Below are 18,206 nucleotides of genomic sequence, written 5' to 3'. Positions count from 1 at the left end.
TTAACGTGCGGATGTTTTCTTCTGACCTGCATTAAACGAGAGACGAAGTCCGCGTTTTTGATACGCTTGCTCGACTCGTTTAGGATTGAGGCTGAGCTCAAGGTGAGCTAGCTTCAAATGTTCAAGTGCCGGCACCGTGACATCGAGGCGAACGAGCTCCATATTGCGCTCTGCTTTTTTGCGTGTTCGTCTCAAGTTACGGGGCACCTCCTCTGACGTCAGTGCCGCGATCGTTTCATTTACTTGTTGTCGTTTTTCACCCTTGATGCTCAAGGCAGAATACAGCTTATCGAGCGAACCGAATCGTTTGATGAGTTGAACCGATTGACTTTCATCCAGTCCAGCAACTGGAGGGATTCCGTCAGAACGGTCTCCTGTCAACGCTTTGACGGCTGACAGTTGCTTCGGTTTCAATCCTTCGTATAGCGCCGCAATCTCTTCTGGTCGAATTTCTAAATGACGCTTGAGTGGCAACGGACGATTATCACGAATGTCACAGCGAGCCTGCATTTGCTGAAGCTCCTGTGTCTGTAACCAAACGGTGATTCGTGGACTGACAAGCTGTAACAAGTCTTTGTCTTTTGTCATGATGACGACAGGGGCACTGCAACTGAATTTACGGGCGATGTGGGCAATCAAGTCTTCCCCTTCATACCCTTCTACTTGGAATTGTGGGATTCCACTATCCTCAAGCAGTTGGCGCATGAGTTCCATCTGCGCTTTTAATTCAGGCGGTGTTTGACGTCTGCGACGTTTGTAGCCTGGGTACAGTTCTCGACGCCATAATGTTTCACGTGAGACGTCCCAAACAACGACAAAATGAGTCGGACGATGTCTGCGTAGAATCGTCCGGATGAGGCCGGTCATTCCGATGACGGCACTCCGATCGTTTTTAGATACCTCGCGTCCTTTTTTCGTTCGGCTCGCGGCGGCACCATAATAAGCACTGGCCAGCATGGAGTTACCGTCAATCAAAAATAGTTTGCGTTCCATGCGTAACCTTCTTTCTATTTCTTTCTGTTTAAACCGAACATCTCGCCATGTTTCGGTGATGTTGTGTCATTGAGTGGGTGACACTCAAATAAGCAACATATGTGCAGTATATCACGGGAAGAGGCGAAAATATAGCGACAGTTCGGTGCAAACGTGAAAAACCCTTCTCCATATTTCGGAGAAGGGTTTAAAGAAAGCATCATTCAGATAATGGTTCTTCCTCTTCGTGAGAGGCGAGAATCAAGTCGACAAAGACGATGCGGTGGTTATCGACTTCACTGACAATCAGTTCATGGTTGCCAGGTAAAAGGAAGCGCTCGCCTGTTCGGGCATTCGCTTTTTGTGATAAAACGAATCCACCGACCGTATCGACGTCATCTTCGATTTCGATGCCGAACCGCTCTTCGAGTTCTTGCGTTAAAACGAGTCCCGAAAGGCGATAATGTTTCGGAGCGACTTCTGTAATTTCAGCCTGTTCGTCTCGATCGAACTCGTCTCGAATCTCGCCGACGATTTCTTCTAAAATGTCTTCAATCGTCAACAGTCCTGCCGTCCCGCCGTACTCATCGATGACGAGACACATCATCGTCTGCGCGTTTTGCATTTTCACCATCGCTTCTTGAAGTGGCGTGAACTCGGTGACGAGCGGCAATTGATGAATGAACGACTCGAACGGTGCATCATTTTTTGAAAGTTGAGCAGTGAAGAGCTGTTTCGCATTCACGAATCCGAGAACGTCATCGCGATCGCCATCTCGTGTGACGGGATAGCGTGTATACTGATGCTCTTCGACAACGGCAATGATTTCTTCAATCGTATCTTCTTCATCGATTGTCACCATGTTCATTCGTGGGACCATGGCATCTTTGGCGATCCGTTCGTCAAAGGAGAAGATATTTTGTACATAAGCCAACTCGTTTTCATTGATCTCACCGCTACGGAAACTTTCCGTCATGATGATTTTCAGTTCTTCTTCCGAGTGTGCCGTTTCTTGCGCTGTCGTCTGTACCCCGAATAAGCGAAGTGTGATTCGAGCCATACTGTTCAAGGCCCGAATAAACGGATAGAAAATTTTTGTGAAGACGTAGAGCGGACGTGCGACGAGGAGCGTCAGTTTTTCCGCTTCATGAACTGCAAGTGTCTTTGGCACGAGTTCACCGATGACGACATGGACGAACGCAATCAATAAGAAGGCAATCAAAAACGACAAGAATGTCACGAGAGATGGCGATATGTTCAATTGTTCGACCAGAGTGTGGATATACGCTTCGATTTGATCGGCACCAATCCATCCAAGGCCGAGTGCAGAAAGCGTGATTCCGAACTGAGAGGCAGAAAGGGAGTCGTCGATATTCTCGATGACTTTTTTCGCGCTGACCGCTCTCTTATTTCCTTCGAGCACGAGCTGGTCGAGTCTAGCGCCACGCACTTTCACAATTGAAAATTCGGCTGCCACAAAAAAGGCAGTCAAAAAGATTAAAAGTGCAACGACGAGTAAGCTGAGTAACATGGGACTGTCCAACAATTCCCCCAAAAATCGGGGAGTCACCTCCATTGAGTATAAGATCAAACGTCTTTCAGGCGTTTCCTGAAAACGAATAGTTTGTTTCAGTATAGTTGATTTGTTTCAAATATTCAAAATGCAGCCAATCATGTTTGATGAAGAGGGGAATGCGGGAACTAAACCCGAGAAGATGAAGGAGGAATTGACATGGCAAACTATCCAGAGTTAAAAGGCAAAGTCGCGGTCATCACGGGCAGCTCGAAGGGGCTCGGTCGTGCCATCGGGGAGCGTTACGCAAAAGAAGGGATGAGCGTTGTCCTGAATTACCGCAACAGTGAAAAAGAGATGGAGGAAGTCATCCGTGGCATCGAGGCAGCTGGCGGGAAAGCCGTCGCCGTGAAAGGAGATGTCGCGGAAGAAGGACTCGCCGAGAAGATGATTGAGAAAGCCATCTCTGAGTTTGGAAAGATGGATATTTTCGTGAATAACGCCGGCGTTCAAGTCGAGGCAAAAACACATGAGATGGAGTTTGATAACTGGAAGCAGATTATCGACGTCAACTTGAACGGGACGTTCCTTGGTGTTCGTGCTGCTTTAAAATACTTCGTGGAGCATGAAATCGAGGGGAACATCATCAATATGTCTTCTGTTCACGAAGTCATCCCACGTCCAGGTTATACACATTACGCAGCCAGCAAAGGTGGCGTGAAAATGTTCACGAAATCCGTCGCACTCGAGTATGCACCTAACCATATTCGTGTCAATGCGATCGCACCTGGGGCGATTGATACACCAATCAACGAAGAGACGATGAGCGACCCGGAAGAGAAGAAGGGATTAGAAGCGCTCATCCCATCTCACGTCATCGGGAAACCGGAACAAATCGCAGCCGTTGCCGCTTGGCTCGCGTCGGATGAGTCGTCCTATGTGACGGGGACAACCATCTTTGCGGACGGTGGGCTTTCGCTCTATCCGTCATTTGGTCCAGAGAACAAAGTCCAATAAACAAGAGGGTGCGATGATGCACCCTCTTTTCGTTTAGCTACTCATTTGATTGGTCATATCCAACTTGGGAAGACTGACCGTGAAAATGGAGCCTTTGCCGATATTCGATGTGGCGTGAATCGTTCCACCGTGACCTTCGGCGATTTCTTTACAGATTGCGAGACCGAGACCGGTCCCCCCGATTTTTCGACTGGCGGAATTGTCGACGCGATAAAACTTGTCAAACAATTTTGGTAGCGCGGTTTGGGGAATCCCGATGCCGTGATCTTCAATTGAAATGTCAATCCAATCCGGTCGTTCACATGTGACACGGACATTGATTTCACCACCACGAGGCGAATACTTCACGGCGTTGTGCAGGAGGTTCATGAAGAGTTGATTGAGTCGCGTCCGGTCTCCGTATACATAGACGTCTTCCGTGCAATCAAACGTGATGTGATGATGTTGGCTTGAGCCTTGATGCACCGAAATCGCTTGCTCAAGAATAGCAGACAGACGCTCTGGTTCGTTATGGTACGTCTGTTGTCCAGACTCCATCCGTTGTACATCGAGCAAGTTCGAAATCAAGTCTTCAAGACGCAATGTCTCTTGATGAATCATTCCTAAATATTTTTCGGAACGTTCAGATGAAAGTTTTCGGAAACGAAGAAGTTCAGTGAATCCAATGATACTTGTGAGCGGAGTCCGGAGTTCGTGAGAGACGGTCGAAACGAGTTCGGTTTTCAGACGGTCGACTTCGGTCTCGTGCGTCACGTCACGGAAAACGAGCATCGTCCCATGACGTGTCCCTCGCAAGTAAATCTTCTCCGCATACATTTGAATGAAGCGCTCTTCCTGATTCATCGAGAACGTGACGCTCTCTTCTTTACACTGTCCATCGAATGATCGTTCCATGAACGCGAAAAAGGCATCCTTTTGGTCGACCTGCAGTCCGAGCTCCTCAAGGCTAGCGTCTAAACGGTATAAATCGACTTCATTTCGCTGCGTAATCGGTTGATTGAATAAGACAAACAACGCTTGGTTTGCTACTTTCTCACTTGTTGCGTGTTCGACATAGATGACGGCATCGCGAATCGAGTGAAGGAGGCGCGCTGTCTTCTCACGCTCCTCTTCAATCCGATAGCGTTGTGCCGTGAGAGATGTAGCCATTTGCCGGAATGATGTTGTCAATTGCCCGACTTCATTTTTAGATTGGGCGGCCGCCGGTGTCATCGGCTGTCGCTCTCCGGCAAGGCGCTTACTGTTTTCGATCAACTCCTGCAGTTGACCAGTTAAGCGTCTCACATATGGACGGGCGACGATAAAGAGAATGAAGAGAACACCGAGTAAAGAGAGGAGCCAAAGAGCTTGTGCCCACTTCGTATGGGTCGCAAGCTGAGCACGGAGCCCATCCTCTTCTGCGTTCAGTGAGTTCCGGTATTCCGTGAAGACGCTCTCCATATCGACGATGCTCGCACTCATATCCGCGGCACTTTTCGAATTGATTTTGAATTTACGATCTGCCGGTGGGTCTTTTTGAGGATTCACTTTCCCGAGCGTCGGCATCTTTAAGAAGGGTTCGGTTACACTACCGTCCCGTTTTCCTGCTACATAACGTTCGAGGCTCGGCATGACACGTTCCTGATACGCGACAAACAGCGTACGCGCATCGCTCGCGTACGTTTTTTCTTTCTCGGTTACGGCATTCTGCTCGAACCAAGTGGTCTGTTCGTCAATCAAGACTTGTTTATCTTGCACACGTTCTAACATCGCGTCATCCCCAAGGAGGACATATCCGCGCATTTCATATTGCATCGACTGCCATGTCTCGAACAATTCGGTCGCATTCGTGCGCCGTTCACTGATGTTCTCGAGCGATGACGTCGTCTGTTCGATTTGGTTTTCCGTATACACATATACGGCAAGCGACGTGAGGAGGATCAGTCCGATGAATAAGTAGAAGACGAATAAAAATTGTCTCCCGATCCGTTGGTCAATCCATGACTTCATAAAGACCGTTCCTTCCTAGAATGATGAACATTCCGACTGTGACTAATATCCTACGAGTGTCGTTCTTTCATTGTACAGATTCAACTCTTCAGATGCTAGATATTGAGAAATCAAGGAAATGAACGCTATTATTTATTGAACAGTAGTAGATAGTATGCTATTGTTCTATGTATAGTAGGGGGTGGGATGATGAATCCTCAATTCAAAAAGGGCGTACTTAACCTGTGTGTGTTAGCACTTGTCGCGGAACAAGACCGCTATGGGTATGAGCTCGTTCAGGCGATTTCGGCCAAAGTGGCCATTTCAGAAGGTGCGGTCTATCCGTTGTTGCGTCGATTGACGACAGAGGGCTATTTCACGACGTATTTAATGGAGTCTGGAGAAGGCCCTCCACGGAAGTACTATCAAATTACGGAACAGGGCCGCAAACACTTAGTTGAATTGCGAACGGAATGGAACGTATTCACGAACGGTGTCAATGACTTAATCCGAGGGGGAGACGACAGATGAATGAAGAACAGTACTTGTCAGAGCTCGAACAATTATTGATGAACGTGAAGGTGAAAGATCGGCTTGATATTTTACGAGACGTATCGGAATATTTCACGAGTGGTCGATTAGAAGGAAGAAGTGACGAAGAATTGGCACGTGAGTTAGGGGAACCGAGCATACTCGCATCGGAATTGCTCGCCTCTGTCGATATTGAAGAATCGGTCTCGACGCGACCGCCTGCGGTTGTCAAAAGCTCGGCGGTAGCCTTCCAAAGCGTCCTCATTCAAGTTCAAAATGCGCAAGTGTTCGTCACCCCATCACAAGACGGTTATGCGTATGCGACGCTTGAGACGGAGACTGATCATGGGGTCGTCATGGATATCGTGGGGGACACTTTAGAGATACGGATTGAATCCGAACGTCGTTTCGGTCTTTCTGACCTGTTCTCATGGTTTGGGTCAAAGGCACCTGTACTTCGGGTTGAATTGCCTCATCACGCCTATCATCAGATTCAATTGAAAAATCGTCACGGTTCGAGTGATGTACAAGATCTCCAAGCGGAACGGTTCCACGTGGAGAGTGAGAACGGTCGAATCGTCGCACATCACATTCAAGCACGTCATGGTGTCCTGCGCACATCGAACGGAAAAGTGCTCGCATCAAGCTGTCACGGTCACGATTGGGAGCTTCATTCCTCAAACGGTCGTGTCGAAGCGAAACATTCTCAGCTCGAGCGGATCAACATCCATTCCTCGAACGGTCGAATCGATGTCGATCACGTCACAGGAGCGGTCGATGCCAAAACTTCTAATGGACGGATAGATTGTTCCGTACAAGCGATTCAAGCACCGATTCGCTTGAAGACGAACAATGGGAAGATTGACTTACATGTCGATGAACGTCCGGAAGATGTGACGATTCGTGCGAAGTCACGAAACGGGAAAGTTGATGTGTTTGGAGAGCGGTCGAAAGAGTGCGTATTTGGAGACGGATCGATTGAAGTGAAATTAACGAGCTCAAATGGGAGCGTCACCGTATCAGGATGAATATAGCCCCTCCATCGATCGATGGAGGGGCTATACTTATAAATCATGTACCAACACATAGGCGACTCTAACAGGACCATGAACGCCGACGATGAGGTTCATCTCGATGTCGGCCGAGTTCGAGGGACCAGAGATGAAATTGACACCGTTCGGGGAATGGAGACCGTCTCGGTCGAGTGTGGCAAGTTGTTGTGCCGTTTGCGTCATACGTGGAACAAGGACAGATTTCGGGATGATTGCAATATGGTCTTGCGGTAACAGACTGATTGTCCGTGATCTACCAGGCTTCGCATATTGGACGATTGTCGCACTTTCCGCAAATGCCGCATCCGCAATCGTGATGCCAATGTCCGCTCGAATGGCCAGCTCTCGACTCGCTTCGGGTTGTGACGAATCCCACCAATCAAACGTCTCACTTGTTGCAGGTGCCCAAGCGGAAATTCGCTCATCGTTTTCTGCGAGAATCCGTGCGCCATGATAGCGTTCAATCAAGAGGCGAAGCGTATCATCAAGCTTCGCAGATTCACATTCCACCAAATCGGTATGGATTCGGGTCGCGACCATGCGGAACGTCTCGAGCAGCTCTTCTTCACTCGCGCCTTTCAACACCTCATCTTGCGGACGATGTGTATATTCCCGTTTTGGCGGCGTGAGCTTGACCTCACGACCGAGTTGCTTGGCGATTCGTTGTAGAAAGTCCTCACGGTTTGTGATTGTACCAGGATTCATCAGGCATTCCCCCGTTTCTTGAACCAATCTCGGACGGTCTGTTTGTTCGGCTGCGGCAAGTCTTTCGAGTCCGTCCAAGCCGGTAGCCCTTTCTCAATCTGACCCGAGGTGGCGAACGGTGATGTCGCAAACGGTGCGACATGTTCCGCTGCTTCGAATAAGAATGGACTCGAAGCCGTGACGGCAAATCCTTTCATCGCAATCCGCTCCACGAAAGGTGATTGCTTTTTCTCCTCTACGATGACGCGTCGATGTTCAATCAACAGCTCATGCAGCGGAATCTTTACAGGACACGCCTCCGTACAGGCGCCACAGAGACTCGACGCATAGGGGAGTTCTTTATAGTTCTCGTATCCGTCAAGAAGCGGAGCCAAGACGGCACCAATCGGACCTGGATAGATTGACCCGTACGCGTGACCACCGATATGGCGATAGACGGGACAGACGTTGATACAGGCCGCGCAGCGGATGCATTGCAACACCGATTGGAACTGTGTCCCGAGAATACCAGAACGCTTGTTGTCGACGATGACAAGATGGAACTCTTCTGGTCCATCGACTTCACCGACCGCGCGCGTCCCGGCAAATGTCGTGATGTATGACGTGAGTCGCTGACCGACCGCGCTTCGACAAAGCATGTTGACGAGCACCTCGAACTCTTCATAAGACGGGACGACGCGTTCCATGCCCATGACAGAGATGACCGTATCAGGAAGCGACGTCACCATGCGTCCGTTCCCTTCATTGGTCACAAGCCCGACGGCTCCACTCTCTGCGATGGCGAAATTGCAGCCGGTGATGCCGACTTCTGCCTTCAAAAAGTCTTTGCGCAGTTCTTGACGCGCATAACGACCGAGTTCAGTCGGATCGTTTGAACCGGTATAGCCGTGAGTAGTGAACGTCTCATGGACAGCGTCGCGGTCTTTATGCAGAGCCGGGGCGACAATGTGAGACGGTGGGTCTTCGTCGAGTTGCAAAATCCATTCCCCAAGGTCGGACTCGACGACGGTACATCCTTCTTCCTGAAGTGCTTCGTTCAAGCCGATTTCTTCCGTGACCATCGATTTCGATTTCACGACATGTTTGGCTTGCTTCGACCGAACGACTTCCCGGATGTAGCGGTTCGCTTCTTCCGGTGTCTCCGCGAAAAAGACGCTTCCACCACGTTTTGAGACATTCTCGCTCAATTGATATAAGTAATAATCCAGATGTTCCAGCACATGTTGACGAATTTCTTCCGAATGGTCGCGAAACGATTCCCAGTCCCCGAGTTCACCTGCAGCATTTAACCGGCCATCCCGTAGACGGTTTTGAGCCGAACTGACGGCCTGCCGCATGAACGCATCTTCGATTCCATCTTTTCGTCGATCTTGAAACTTCTCATCCAATCGAATCCCCATGCTCATGCTTGCTTCACTCCTTCGTTCAAGACTTCGGCAATATGCATCACTTTAATCGGATGTCCCTGTTTATGAAGACGTCCGCCGATGTTCATCAGACATGACGCATCCGCTCCGATCAACACCTCTGCGCCTGACTGTAAGATGGAATCGACTTTTTCATCTACCATTTGTACCGACACGTCTGGCATCTTGACGGAGAACGTCCCGCCGAACCCACAACAGTTATGTACGTTCGCGAGGGGAACCATCGTCAGTCCATCGACGTTTCCGAGCAACTTACCGGGAGCCGCTTCGATTCCGAGGAGGCGAGTCATATGACAAGACGCGTGATAGGTCGCTTTGGCGGGAAACTTGGCACCGACATCTGTGACTTCGAGCACATCGACGATGAACTGCGTCAGTTCGAACGTTTTGGCGGCGTGCGCTTCAGCGCGAGGACCCCATACTGGATCATCTTGGAACAAATGAGGGTAGTCGCGCATCATCATGACACACGACCCCGATGGTCCGACGATATATTCTGCATCTGCTTGTTCAAACGTTTCAATCATGTGCTTGGCAACCTTTTTAGTCTCCTCATGATAGCCGCTGTTGTAGGCAGGCTGCCCACAGCATGTCTGCTCAAAGGGGAACGTCACCTCGCACCCTAAATGTTCGAGTAGTTCGACTGTCGCTTGTCCGACGGATGGAAACAACGTATCAGATAAACAAGTGACGAATAAAGCTACATTCGGCATAGCCATTCCTTCTTTCTTCTGATGATAGCGATTTCAACGTCATTATTTCATAAAGCGTAGGAAAGTGACAGAAAAATGGGGAGAAAAACTGATTTATTTGTAAAATCCTGTCTAATTGATAATATATCTCACTGAACAGATATTCATCTCTTTTCTGATATAAAACAGCTAAGGAGAACGTATAACAGAAAAAGATCCTCGTCATAGAACAAGGATCTTGTATCAAATTTATAGGAAGAACATTTCCAAGATGAAGAGTGCGCCGAACAAGTAGATGAGCGGATGAACCGTCTCTTTGTTCATCGCTTTGAAGATCGGGTACAAGATGAACCCGAAGGCGATGCCGCGTTCGATGCTTCCTGACAAAGGCATGATCAAAATCGTCATGAAAGCCGGGAAGTATTCGCTGAAGTCGCTCCAGTCGATGTACCGGACGTTCGTCAACATGAGTGCCCCGACGATGATGAGTGCAGGAGCTGTGATTGCCGCTACGCCAGAGATGGCACCGATAAGTGGGCTGAAGAAGAGTGTCAATCCGAACAATCCGGCGACGACGGCCGTTGTGAGCCCCGTACGTCCACCTTGCGCGACACCGGCAGCAGACTCGATGTATGCCGTAGACGGGCTTGTTCCGACGAGTGATCCACCCATTGTGGCAAGTGAATCGGCAAAGAGTGCACGGTGACCATTCTCAATTGTTCCATCCTCTTTTAAGAGACCTGCCTGTTTTCCGACACCGACAAGCGTACCTGTCGTATCAAAAAGCGTGACGAGGAAGAACGAGAGGACAGCACCGAACAAACCGTATTGAATGACATCACTAAATGCCGTCACGGGGTTGACCATGAGTCCCTCGGGAAGTGTCGGCATCGCCGTGACACCATCGATTTTTAAGATGTCCATGAAGTATGCTGCAATCCCCGTGAGTACCATCCCGATGAGTAAAGAACCGGGTACGTTTCGTGAAAAGAGAAGTGCCGAGACGATCAAACCACCGAGTACAAGTAGTACTTCTGGAGAAGACACGTCACCGAGACGCACCAAGTTTGCTTCATCAGCAACGATCAAACCTGATAGTTTTAATCCGAGTGAAGCGATGAAAAGACCGATTCCGGTCGTGATGGCATGCTTCAACGAAGTCGGAATCGCTTGAATCAACTTCGTCCGAATTGGAGAGAGCGACAAGATTAAAAAGAAGACAGACGAGACGAAGACGACGCCGAGCGCGGCAGACGGGGCAATCTGTTCTTGAGCGACGAGCGTGTAAGCGAAGAATGCGTTGAGCCCCATTCCTGGCGCCACGGCGATTGGTAAGTTCGCATAAAACGCCATCAAGCCTGTCCCGATGAGGATGGCAATGATTGTCGCTGTGAATGCTTGTGCGAACGGAATCCCTGCGTCGGATAGAATCGCTGGGTTGACGACAGAGATGTACGCCATCGTCACGAACGTTGTGATTCCAGCAGTCACTTCTTGTTTAACATTCGTTCCATGTTGTTTTAATTGAAAGATATTCATCGATAAAACTCCTTATTTCGGTCTATTTCCGAACATTAATTAAAAAAAATGATTAAATTAACGTTATCAACTTGATGACTATACAAAAATGTTTGATTCCCGTCAATTGTTTTGAGTAAAAAACATGAAAAATGAAAGTTGAAGACAAATAATGTTCGGAAATAAATTTTTTTAAAAAAGATGCTTGCTCTGAAACGCGTTTCAGAAGATACGGTATAGACAAAGGGAGGGGAACCGATATGAAACCGACAACGTGGAAGACATGGTGCAGTGGAATCGTATACGAGCTCGTCATCAATCAGTTGTATACACCGTTTGGAAAAATGTTGTGTACCCGTTTCCAGGAAGAGTTTCTTCATTTACCGTTAGAAGAGCGCTTCCGTCTCGTTCAAGCGATTCGTTGTCAAGTCGTCGAAAGAGGTGACAGTCAGCAAGCAGAGTGGGTACACTATATGCAAAGACTGACAAGTTGAGGTGAGATGAATGGCAAACATTCGAGATATCGCGAAGCACGCTGACGTATCGGTGACGACGGTCTCGCGTGTGTTGAACGAGCATCCGTACGTATCGAAAGAAAAACGGACCCGTGTTCATGAAGCGATGAAAGAACTCGGGTATTTGCGAAATCAACAGGCGTTGACGTTGTCGACGGGGAAAACACAACGTGTCGTCGTCATCTTACCTTATATGGATCACCCGTATTACGGTCTCTTCGTCAATGGACTCGCCAAGGCGGCGCTCGAGCACGATTACCGGCTCGTCATGTGGCAGACGGAGTATAAATTGAGCGAGGAACGACAAGCACTCGATTTATTGAAACATCGCGAAGTCGATGGGGCGATCGTCTTGTCTCACGAGATGTCCTTTAAGGAAATGGAGACGTATCGTGCGTACGGGCCAATCGCTGTGGCGACCGTCGGCGCACCGGAGACGATCTCGTCCATACATGTCGATCATTACGCGTCGTTCGTATCAGGTATTCATGTCTTGAAGGAACATGGATATGAAGAGATTGGTATCATCTTGTCAAGAAGCCATAGTCCGAGTTCCCTTGCGCGTCAGCAAGCCTATTTCGATGAAGTAGCGCATGCGCGTGAGCAATGGATTTGGACGGGCTATTTGACGAGTGAGGACGGCATTCGGTTAGCTGAAGCGTTCCTCTCTCAAAAAGAGCGTCCTCGAGCGCTCTTTTTCTCGTCTGATTATGTCGCCCTCGGATTTTTAGGAGAGATGCAACGGCGAGACATCAAGATTCCTCAGGAAGTCGCCATGCTCGGGTTTGACGGACATCCAATCGGTCATGCATTCGGACTGTCGACGATGCTCTCACCGAATGAAGAAATCGGGCGACGCTTATTTGAAACGACGCTCGCTGAGATGAACGGTGCTCAACCGGAAACGCATGGCATGACGGTGAGCTATCAAGTTGGCACAACACTTTAGGCAACTTCCTCGCTCGACTCTTTTGAAACGTTTAGAATGAAAGGAGTAGTCGAGAGGAGGAGATGTTATGAAGATTCAAGTAACAGAAGAAGCGCTCCAATGGTTCAAACAAGAGATGGAAGTTGAAGCAGGTCAAACGGTTCGTTTGTTTGCAAAATATGGGGGTTCGACAGACTTGACGCACGGTTTTTCTGTCGGGGTCATCACAGAAGATGTGAACAATGCTGCTGTTGAGACAGAGGCAGATGGGATTCGCTTCGTTGTGGCAGAACAAGACGAATGGTTATTCCAAGGACAAGACGTGAAGGTCGAGCTCCGCGGAGAAGAAATCGTCTTCGTGCAGGCCTGACGTTTCAGTTTGTTTACGTTTGATGAAATGTCGTTTGACGAAATCGAGCTAGGGGAACAGATTACGACAAGTCGGATTTTCGAAAGGATGACACCATATGTCAGACAAAGAAAAGCGTGAACAAGAAGAAAAAGAAAAGTTGAAGCGAGATCAGCCGGACATCTCCCATGAAGAAGATTCAAAAGGAGATCATTCTGACCTCGAAGAGACAGATGAAGATGAACAAGCATAAGAGCCGAGACACGGCTCTTTTTGTTTGGGAATTGAAAGAAATGCCGTGGGCGTTATAATGGATAAGGGAAAACTATTTAGTGAGGAGAATGAGACATGAGTACAGTACTAGTCTTTGGACATAAAAATCCAGATACCGACACAATCACGTCAGCGCTCGCCTATGCCGAGTTGAAAAAGAAATTAGGGATGGACGCAGAGGCGGTTCGTCTCGGTGAAGTGAACGGTGAAACACAATATGCGCTCGATCACTTCCGTGTGAAAGCACCACGCTTGATTGAAAGTGTGAAAGGTGAGGCGGAAGAAGTCATCTTGGTCGACCATAACGAGTTCCAGCAAAGTGCGGACGGGATTGAAGACGTGCGAATCCTTGAGGTCATCGACCACCACCGTATCGCAAACTTCCAAACGGCAGACCCGCTCTACTATCGTGCGGAGCCAGTTGGATGTACGGCGACAATCTTGTTGAAGTTGTATAAAGAGCATGGTGTCGAAATCGCAGCGGATATGGCCGGCTTAATGCTTTCCGCCATCATCTCAGACTCGCTTCTCTTCAAATCGCCGACATGCACAGATGAAGATATCAAAGCAGCGAAAGAACTTGCGGAGATTGCTGGCGTCGATGCAGAAACATACGGTCTTGAGATGCTCAAAGCCGGTGCGGACCTTAGCCAAAAAACGATTGAAGAACTCATCTCACTCGATGCGAAAGAATTCGCGATGGGCGACTATCGTGTCGAAATCGCACAAGTGAACACGGTCGATGCGAATGATGTCTTGAACCGTAAAGCGGAAGTCGAGGCGGCGATTGCCAACACGGTTGCGGCGAAAAACTTAGACTTGTTCGTATTCGCCATCACGAACATTTTGACGAACGATTCGGAAGCCATCGTTGTCGGACCAAAACCCGAACTCTTCGAACAAGCGTTCAACGTGACCCTTCAAAACGGATTGGCGACACTTCCTGGCGTCGTCTCACGTAAGAAGCAAATCGTGCCATTCTTAACGGAAGCGGCAACAAAATAAAAACTCGAAGCCATGGCCTCGAGCGGAACTGCAGACGTATGCTCGTCTGCAGTTTTTATTTAAAAAAAGACCGGACAATGAAGTCCAATCTTAGGATGATTTTGTTTGTCGTCCGTATGTTCCGAGACGCCATAGTTTCTCAAACGGTCCGTAACGGTGATTCTTTAGCCACCACATCGAGAAGAACGACTGCGCAATCAAAATGGCGATGCTGAGGAATAGACCTTCGGTTAAGGAAAGCGCACCGTACGCCCCGAGTGCGATCACTGGCAAGACAATGATCAACGTATGTGTCAAATAGTTCGTGAGTGCCATTCGTCCGAGCGCTTGAAGCGGGGCGAACGTGCGACCTTTTCGAACGGCGATGGTGAACAGGCAGATGTACGTTGTGGCGAGTAGTTTTCCGGAGACGAGAACGGCCGCAGAGTTCGTCGCCGAATATTCGGCACCGCTACCGTAGTGATGCCAAATAATGACTGCGAAGAACGGTAGGGCGGTTACCGTACAGATGATAGCTGTCTGCGTCAGTCCTTGGATGCTCCAAGTGAGGAGTTTCCGTTCCCGTCCGATATAAAGGCCGAACAAGAACAGACTTAGAATTTCAACCCCGACAAAAAATGAGTTTTGGAACATGTCAAAAATCTCTTCATCTAGGCGATAGTCGAACCATGGGCCGAATCCAGAATTGAAGACGGCCGGGAAAGGATCCCCATTAAACCTAAATCCGAGCGACAATTCTAAGTACATGGATGACACATAGAACAGTAAAAAGCTCCCAATCAATAAACTCCATGCCCACGTCAAAATCGCACGGTTACTCAATCCGTAAAAGAGAGGAAGCAATAAGCCCCACATGGCATACGTATGGAGGATATCCCCTGACCAAATCGCCAGGTGTGCCAGACCGAACAAGAAGAGAATCAAAATCCGGCGTATGTAACGACTGACCGATTCGCCTCGGGCGTATGAGCGCTCGAGGAAAATCGAAAAGCCGATCCCAAATAGGAGGGAGAAAATCGTATAAAACTTCGTTTGCACGAACAAGTCGAAGAGGGTGCGAACGAACAGGTCGCTCCCGTAATAGTCGGGACGACCGGACATCCAGTCGCTCCCGAGCATACTCGGGATATTGACGAGGAAAATGCCGCAGAGGGCAAACCCTCGGATAATGTCATACAAGATAATCCGTTCATTCGTTTGAATTGGGCCAGCCATACGACACGTCCTTTACTGAATTAAAATACTTTCGTCGTCCACGACTCACAGTTCCAGACATCTGTGACGATATCCTCATAGAATTCTGGTTCGTGACTGATGAGGAGGACACTTCCTTTGTACTCTTTCAACGCACGCTTCAACTCTTCCTTCGCGTCGACGTCCAAGTGGTTCGTCGGCTCATCGAGTAAGAGCAAGTTCGTTTCGTTGTTTAAGAGTTTACAAAGACGTACTTTCGCCTTTTCCCCACCACTGAGGACAGAGATTTTACTTTCAATGTGCTTCGTCATGAGACCGCATTTCGCGAGCATCGCGCGCACCTGTTGTTGGTTGAGTGACGGGAACTCACTCCAAATCTCTTCGATACACGTGTTGTTGCTTGATGCTGCTTCCTGTTCGAAGTACCCCATTTCGAGGAACTCACCGCGTTCGACTGTCCCTTCAAGAGGGTTGATCAAGCCGAGTAAACTCTTCAAGAGAGTCGTCTTCCCGATTCCGTTCGCTCCGACGAGGGCAATCTTTTGACCGCGCTCCATCTGAAGGTCGAGCGGACGTGAGAGTGGCTCATCGTATCCGATGACGAGACCTTTCGCATCAAAGATGAGTCGTCCTGACGTACGAGCCTGTAAGAAGCGGAATTCTGGCTTCGGACGTTCCGCACTCAATTCGATGACATCCATCTTATCGAGCTTCTTCTGACGTGACATCGCCATGTTTCGTGTCGACACACGCGCCTTATTACGGGCGACGAAGTCTTTCAAGTCGGCAATCTCGGCCTGTTGACGCTTGTAGGCGGCTTCAAGCTGTGAGCGTTTCATCTCGTACACTTCCATGAACTTGTCATAATCTCCGACGTAGCGGTTCAACTCTTGGTTCTCCATATGATAGACCAAGTTGATGACGCTATTTAAGAACGGGATATCGTGCGAGATCAAGATGAAGGCATTGTCATAGTTTTGAAGATAGCGTTTCAACCATTCGATGTGCACTTCGTCCAAATAGTTGGTCGGCTCATCGAGGAGTAAGATATCTGGCTTCTCGAGAAGCAATTTTGCGAGCAATACTTTCGTACGCTGTCCACCTGACAAGTCCGTGACGTCACGGTCGAGACCGACGTCTAAAATACCGAGACCGCGTGCCACTTCTTCTACTTTCGCATCAATGATATAAAAGTCGTTCGAATCGAGCGTCTCTTGAAGCTCACCGACCTCCGCGAGCATATCTTCCATCTGTTCCGGTGTCGCGTCACCCATCTCCATGTAGAGTTCGCCGATGCGCGTCTCCATGTCAATCAAGTATTGGAAAGCACCTTTCAAGACGTCCCGAATCGTCATCCCGCGCTCAAGCACCGCATGTTGATCGAGGTAACCGACACGGACGTTTTTCGCCCATTCAATTTTCCCTTCATCCGGTTGCAGTTTGCGTGTGATGATGTTCATGAACGTCGATTTTCCTTCACCGTTCGCTCCAACGAGACCGATATGCTCCCCTTTTAAAAGGCGGAAAGAGACATCGTTCAAAATAGCGCGGTCACCAAAGCCGTGGCTCAAGTTTTGTACCGTTAATATACTCATAATTCGTTTTCGTTCCTTTCAAAGTAAACTACCCGATATTGTAGCATGAATTGAATCAAATTAGTACGCCAGTCCGACCGACTCTCGTACGTGTTCCTGTTCTTCAATCGTATGAAGCATGAACTGGGCGACGTCTGCCCGTGAGATGTGCTTCCCGTTCTCTGGCACTTCGTCGATGGCCGTGCGATATGTCGAGGTGCGAGGACCGTCCGTCAATTGCATCGGTCGTACAATCGTATAATCGAATGACGAATTTCGCCATAAGTCCACGGCTGCCCGATGATCACGGAGCGGTTTCCGGAGCATGAACGTAATGGCTTTCCCCGCAAGTCCCGGAATCTCATTGTCGATTCCCGCTGAAGCAAGATAGATGATACGTGAAACCTTGTTTGCCTTCATCGCAGGGACGAGTTTGTCCGTGACACTCGCTAAAAAGTCTGGGTCGCTCAAATCCGTTCCGAGACAACTGACGACCGCATCGTGACCATGCATCGCTTCCGTCAATGCGTCGACATCATATAAGTCGCCTTCAATGATTTCGAGTTGTGGCGTCCGGATCAACTTTTTCTGTTCACGGACGAACGCGGTGACATCATGACCGTGCTCGATGGCTTGATCGATGAATTGATGTCCGGTCCGACCGGTTGCGCCTAATACGAATAACTTCATAAGGGCAGGGCTCCTCTCTCATATCCAATATCTACAGTATACAGCAGTTTCAGAAAAATCGAACATTTCACCGTTTGATTCCAACCTATTGCATTTCTCGTCAGCTCGTCTACAATAAGGTCTATCTTATATAAATAGATTCGCACTCGTATATCAGCGGAAATATGGTCCGCAAGTCTCTACCGAACTACCGTAAATGGTTCGACTACGGGTGGCGCTTGTCGTATGCTATCGTTGATTTCCATGCGGTTCGTTGCCTCCCGATGAGGGGTGACGAATCGCA

Annotated in this window: 18 protein-coding genes and 1 riboswitch; of the genes, 8 read left to right on the top strand and 10 right to left on the bottom strand. The window is 48.8% G+C overall.

Going from position 1 to position 18,206, the window contains the following annotated elements:
- Together KNO79_RS11280 and KNO79_RS11275 are read right to left on the bottom strand one after the other, a co-directional pair.
- Complete coding sequence (locus tag KNO79_RS11280; RefSeq protein WP_031424353.1) at positions 1–993, bottom strand: 5'-3' exonuclease; 993 nt, start codon at positions 991–993, stop codon at positions 1–3.
- A gap of 199 nt (positions 994–1,192) precedes the next feature.
- A complete protein-coding gene (locus KNO79_RS11275; protein WP_236548961.1) occupies positions 1,193–2,515 on the bottom strand; it encodes a hemolysin family protein in 1,323 nt (440 codons plus the stop codon).
- 189 nt (positions 2,516–2,704) lie between these two features.
- Between KNO79_RS11275 and KNO79_RS11270 the strand changes: the two genes are divergently transcribed.
- Positions 2,705–3,502 (top strand): glucose 1-dehydrogenase, encoded by a 798-nt coding sequence (locus KNO79_RS11270; protein ID WP_214691328.1) that lies wholly within the window; start codon positions 2,705–2,707, stop codon positions 3,500–3,502.
- A 33-nt stretch (positions 3,503–3,535) separates the two neighbouring features.
- On the opposite strand, the gene KNO79_RS11265 is transcribed toward KNO79_RS11270, so the two are convergent.
- Positions 3,536–5,491 (bottom strand): ATP-binding protein, encoded by a 1,956-nt coding sequence (locus KNO79_RS11265; RefSeq protein WP_214691327.1) that lies wholly within the window; start codon positions 5,489–5,491, stop codon positions 3,536–3,538.
- 189 nt (positions 5,492–5,680) lie between these two features.
- On the opposite strand from KNO79_RS11265, the gene KNO79_RS11260 reads away from it, so the two are divergent.
- Positions 5,681–6,001, top strand: coding sequence for a PadR family transcriptional regulator (locus KNO79_RS11260; protein WP_031424354.1), 321 nt, complete (start codon positions 5,681–5,683; stop codon positions 5,999–6,001).
- Positions 5,998–7,029 carry a DUF4097 family beta strand repeat-containing protein gene (locus KNO79_RS11255; protein WP_214691326.1) on the top strand — a complete coding sequence of 344 codons (1,032 nt, stop codon included), beginning with the start codon at positions 5,998–6,000 and terminating at the stop codon, positions 7,027–7,029. The genes KNO79_RS11260 and KNO79_RS11255 overlap by 4 nt, the downstream gene beginning before the upstream one ends.
- Before the next feature lie 36 nt (positions 7,030–7,065).
- Here the strand turns inward: KNO79_RS11255 and KNO79_RS11250 are convergent, their stop codons facing one another.
- The 4 genes from KNO79_RS11250 to KNO79_RS11235 all read right to left on the bottom strand — a co-directional run bounded on the left by KNO79_RS11250 (position 7,066) and on the right by KNO79_RS11235 (position 11,410).
- On the bottom strand, positions 7,066–7,758 hold the full coding sequence (locus KNO79_RS11250) for a LutC/YkgG family protein (RefSeq protein WP_074034997.1): 693 nt from the start codon (positions 7,756–7,758) through the stop codon (positions 7,066–7,068).
- Positions 7,758–9,158 (bottom strand): LutB/LldF family L-lactate oxidation iron-sulfur protein, encoded by a 1,401-nt coding sequence (locus tag KNO79_RS11245; RefSeq protein ID WP_074037851.1) that lies wholly within the window; start codon positions 9,156–9,158, stop codon positions 7,758–7,760. The genes KNO79_RS11250 and KNO79_RS11245 overlap by 1 nt, the downstream gene beginning before the upstream one ends.
- A 2-nt stretch (positions 9,159–9,160) precedes the next feature.
- Positions 9,161–9,898, bottom strand: a complete 738-nt coding sequence (locus KNO79_RS11240; RefSeq protein ID WP_074034994.1) for a (Fe-S)-binding protein — start codon at positions 9,896–9,898, stop codon at positions 9,161–9,163.
- 228 nt (positions 9,899–10,126) lie between these two features.
- Positions 10,127–11,410: an NCS2 family permease gene (locus KNO79_RS11235; RefSeq protein ID WP_031424359.1), complete on the bottom strand. Its 1,284-nt coding sequence runs from the start codon at positions 11,408–11,410 to the stop codon at positions 10,127–10,129.
- Between the two features lie 245 nt (positions 11,411–11,655).
- Between KNO79_RS11235 and KNO79_RS11230 the strand changes: the two genes are divergently transcribed.
- From KNO79_RS11230 to KNO79_RS11215, 5 genes are all read left to right on the top strand, one after another.
- Complete coding sequence (locus KNO79_RS11230) at positions 11,656–11,889, top strand: hypothetical protein (RefSeq protein WP_015880447.1); 234 nt, start codon at positions 11,656–11,658, stop codon at positions 11,887–11,889.
- A 10-nt stretch (positions 11,890–11,899) separates the two neighbouring features.
- Entirely contained in the window at positions 11,900–12,859 is a 960-nt protein-coding gene (locus KNO79_RS11225; RefSeq protein WP_214691325.1) for a LacI family DNA-binding transcriptional regulator, read from the top strand.
- A gap of 67 nt (positions 12,860–12,926) precedes the next feature.
- Complete coding sequence (locus KNO79_RS11220; protein WP_159563320.1) at positions 12,927–13,208, top strand: HesB/YadR/YfhF family protein; 282 nt, start codon at positions 12,927–12,929, stop codon at positions 13,206–13,208.
- A gap of 97 nt (positions 13,209–13,305) precedes the next feature.
- Complete coding sequence (locus tag KNO79_RS15660) at positions 13,306–13,440, top strand: hypothetical protein (RefSeq protein ID WP_015880450.1); 135 nt, start codon at positions 13,306–13,308, stop codon at positions 13,438–13,440.
- A gap of 95 nt (positions 13,441–13,535) precedes the next feature.
- Positions 13,536–14,465, top strand: a complete 930-nt coding sequence (locus tag KNO79_RS11215; RefSeq protein WP_015880451.1) for a manganese-dependent inorganic pyrophosphatase — start codon at positions 13,536–13,538, stop codon at positions 14,463–14,465.
- 90 nt (positions 14,466–14,555) lie between these two features.
- Here the strand turns inward: KNO79_RS11215 and KNO79_RS11210 are convergent, their stop codons facing one another.
- From KNO79_RS11210 to KNO79_RS11200, 3 genes are read right to left on the bottom strand one after another with little or no spacing between them, the layout of a single operon-like run.
- Positions 14,556–15,680: a DUF418 domain-containing protein gene (locus tag KNO79_RS11210; protein WP_074034986.1), complete on the bottom strand. Its 1,125-nt coding sequence runs from the start codon at positions 15,678–15,680 to the stop codon at positions 14,556–14,558.
- A gap of 20 nt (positions 15,681–15,700) precedes the next feature.
- Entirely contained in the window at positions 15,701–17,254 is a 1,554-nt protein-coding gene (locus tag KNO79_RS11205) for an ABC-F family ATP-binding cassette domain-containing protein (protein WP_015880457.1), read from the bottom strand.
- A 60-nt stretch (positions 17,255–17,314) separates the two neighbouring features.
- Complete coding sequence (locus KNO79_RS11200) at positions 17,315–17,923, bottom strand: NAD(P)-dependent oxidoreductase (RefSeq protein WP_196430327.1); 609 nt, start codon at positions 17,921–17,923, stop codon at positions 17,315–17,317.
- 126 nt (positions 17,924–18,049) lie between these two features.
- Positions 18,050–18,151, top strand: a riboswitch (purine riboswitch).
- Positions 18,152–18,206: the final 55 nt, after the last annotated feature.

It is taken from the genome of Exiguobacterium sp. s43, from assembly GCF_018617255.1.
In the GTDB taxonomy this organism is placed as follows: domain Bacteria; phylum Bacillota; class Bacilli; order Exiguobacteriales; family Exiguobacteriaceae; genus Exiguobacterium; species Exiguobacterium profundum.
The sequence above is the reverse complement of the archived record's forward strand: the minus strand, read 5'-3'. Positions and strand labels throughout refer to the sequence as shown.

Excerpts from the sequence above, each read along its gene's own strand:
- KNO79_RS15660 (WP_015880450.1), top strand. The coding sequence starts at position 13,306 with ATGTCAGACAAAGAAAAGCGTGAACAAGAAGAAAAAGAAAAGTTGAAG.
- KNO79_RS11245 (WP_074037851.1), bottom strand. The coding sequence starts at position 9,158 with ATGGGGATTCGATTGGATGAGAAGTTTCAAGATCGACGAAAAGATGGA.
- KNO79_RS11215 (WP_015880451.1), top strand. The coding sequence starts at position 13,536 with ATGAGTACAGTACTAGTCTTTGGACATAAAAATCCAGATACCGACACA.
- KNO79_RS11220 (WP_159563320.1), top strand. The coding sequence starts at position 12,927 with ATGAAGATTCAAGTAACAGAAGAAGCGCTCCAATGGTTCAAACAAGAG.
- KNO79_RS11280 (WP_031424353.1), bottom strand. The coding sequence starts at position 993 with ATGGAACGCAAACTATTTTTGATTGACGGTAACTCCATGCTGGCCAGT.
- KNO79_RS11230 (WP_015880447.1), top strand. The coding sequence starts at position 11,656 with ATGAAACCGACAACGTGGAAGACATGGTGCAGTGGAATCGTATACGAG.
- KNO79_RS11225 (WP_214691325.1), top strand. The coding sequence starts at position 11,900 with ATGGCAAACATTCGAGATATCGCGAAGCACGCTGACGTATCGGTGACG.
- KNO79_RS11250 (WP_074034997.1), bottom strand. The coding sequence starts at position 7,758 with ATGAATCCTGGTACAATCACAAACCGTGAGGACTTTCTACAACGAATC.
- KNO79_RS11240 (WP_074034994.1), bottom strand. The coding sequence starts at position 9,898 with ATGCCGAATGTAGCTTTATTCGTCACTTGTTTATCTGATACGTTGTTT.
- KNO79_RS11210 (WP_074034986.1), bottom strand. The coding sequence starts at position 15,680 with ATGGCTGGCCCAATTCAAACGAATGAACGGATTATCTTGTATGACATT.
- KNO79_RS11265 (WP_214691327.1), bottom strand. The coding sequence starts at position 5,491 with ATGAAGTCATGGATTGACCAACGGATCGGGAGACAATTTTTATTCGTC.
- KNO79_RS11270 (WP_214691328.1), top strand. The coding sequence starts at position 2,705 with ATGGCAAACTATCCAGAGTTAAAAGGCAAAGTCGCGGTCATCACGGGC.
- KNO79_RS11260 (WP_031424354.1), top strand. The coding sequence starts at position 5,681 with ATGAATCCTCAATTCAAAAAGGGCGTACTTAACCTGTGTGTGTTAGCA.
- KNO79_RS11200 (WP_196430327.1), bottom strand. The coding sequence starts at position 17,923 with ATGAAGTTATTCGTATTAGGCGCAACCGGTCGGACCGGACATCAATTC.
- KNO79_RS11205 (WP_015880457.1), bottom strand. The coding sequence starts at position 17,254 with ATGAGTATATTAACGGTACAAAACTTGAGCCACGGCTTTGGTGACCGC.
- KNO79_RS11255 (WP_214691326.1), top strand. The coding sequence starts at position 5,998 with ATGAATGAAGAACAGTACTTGTCAGAGCTCGAACAATTATTGATGAAC.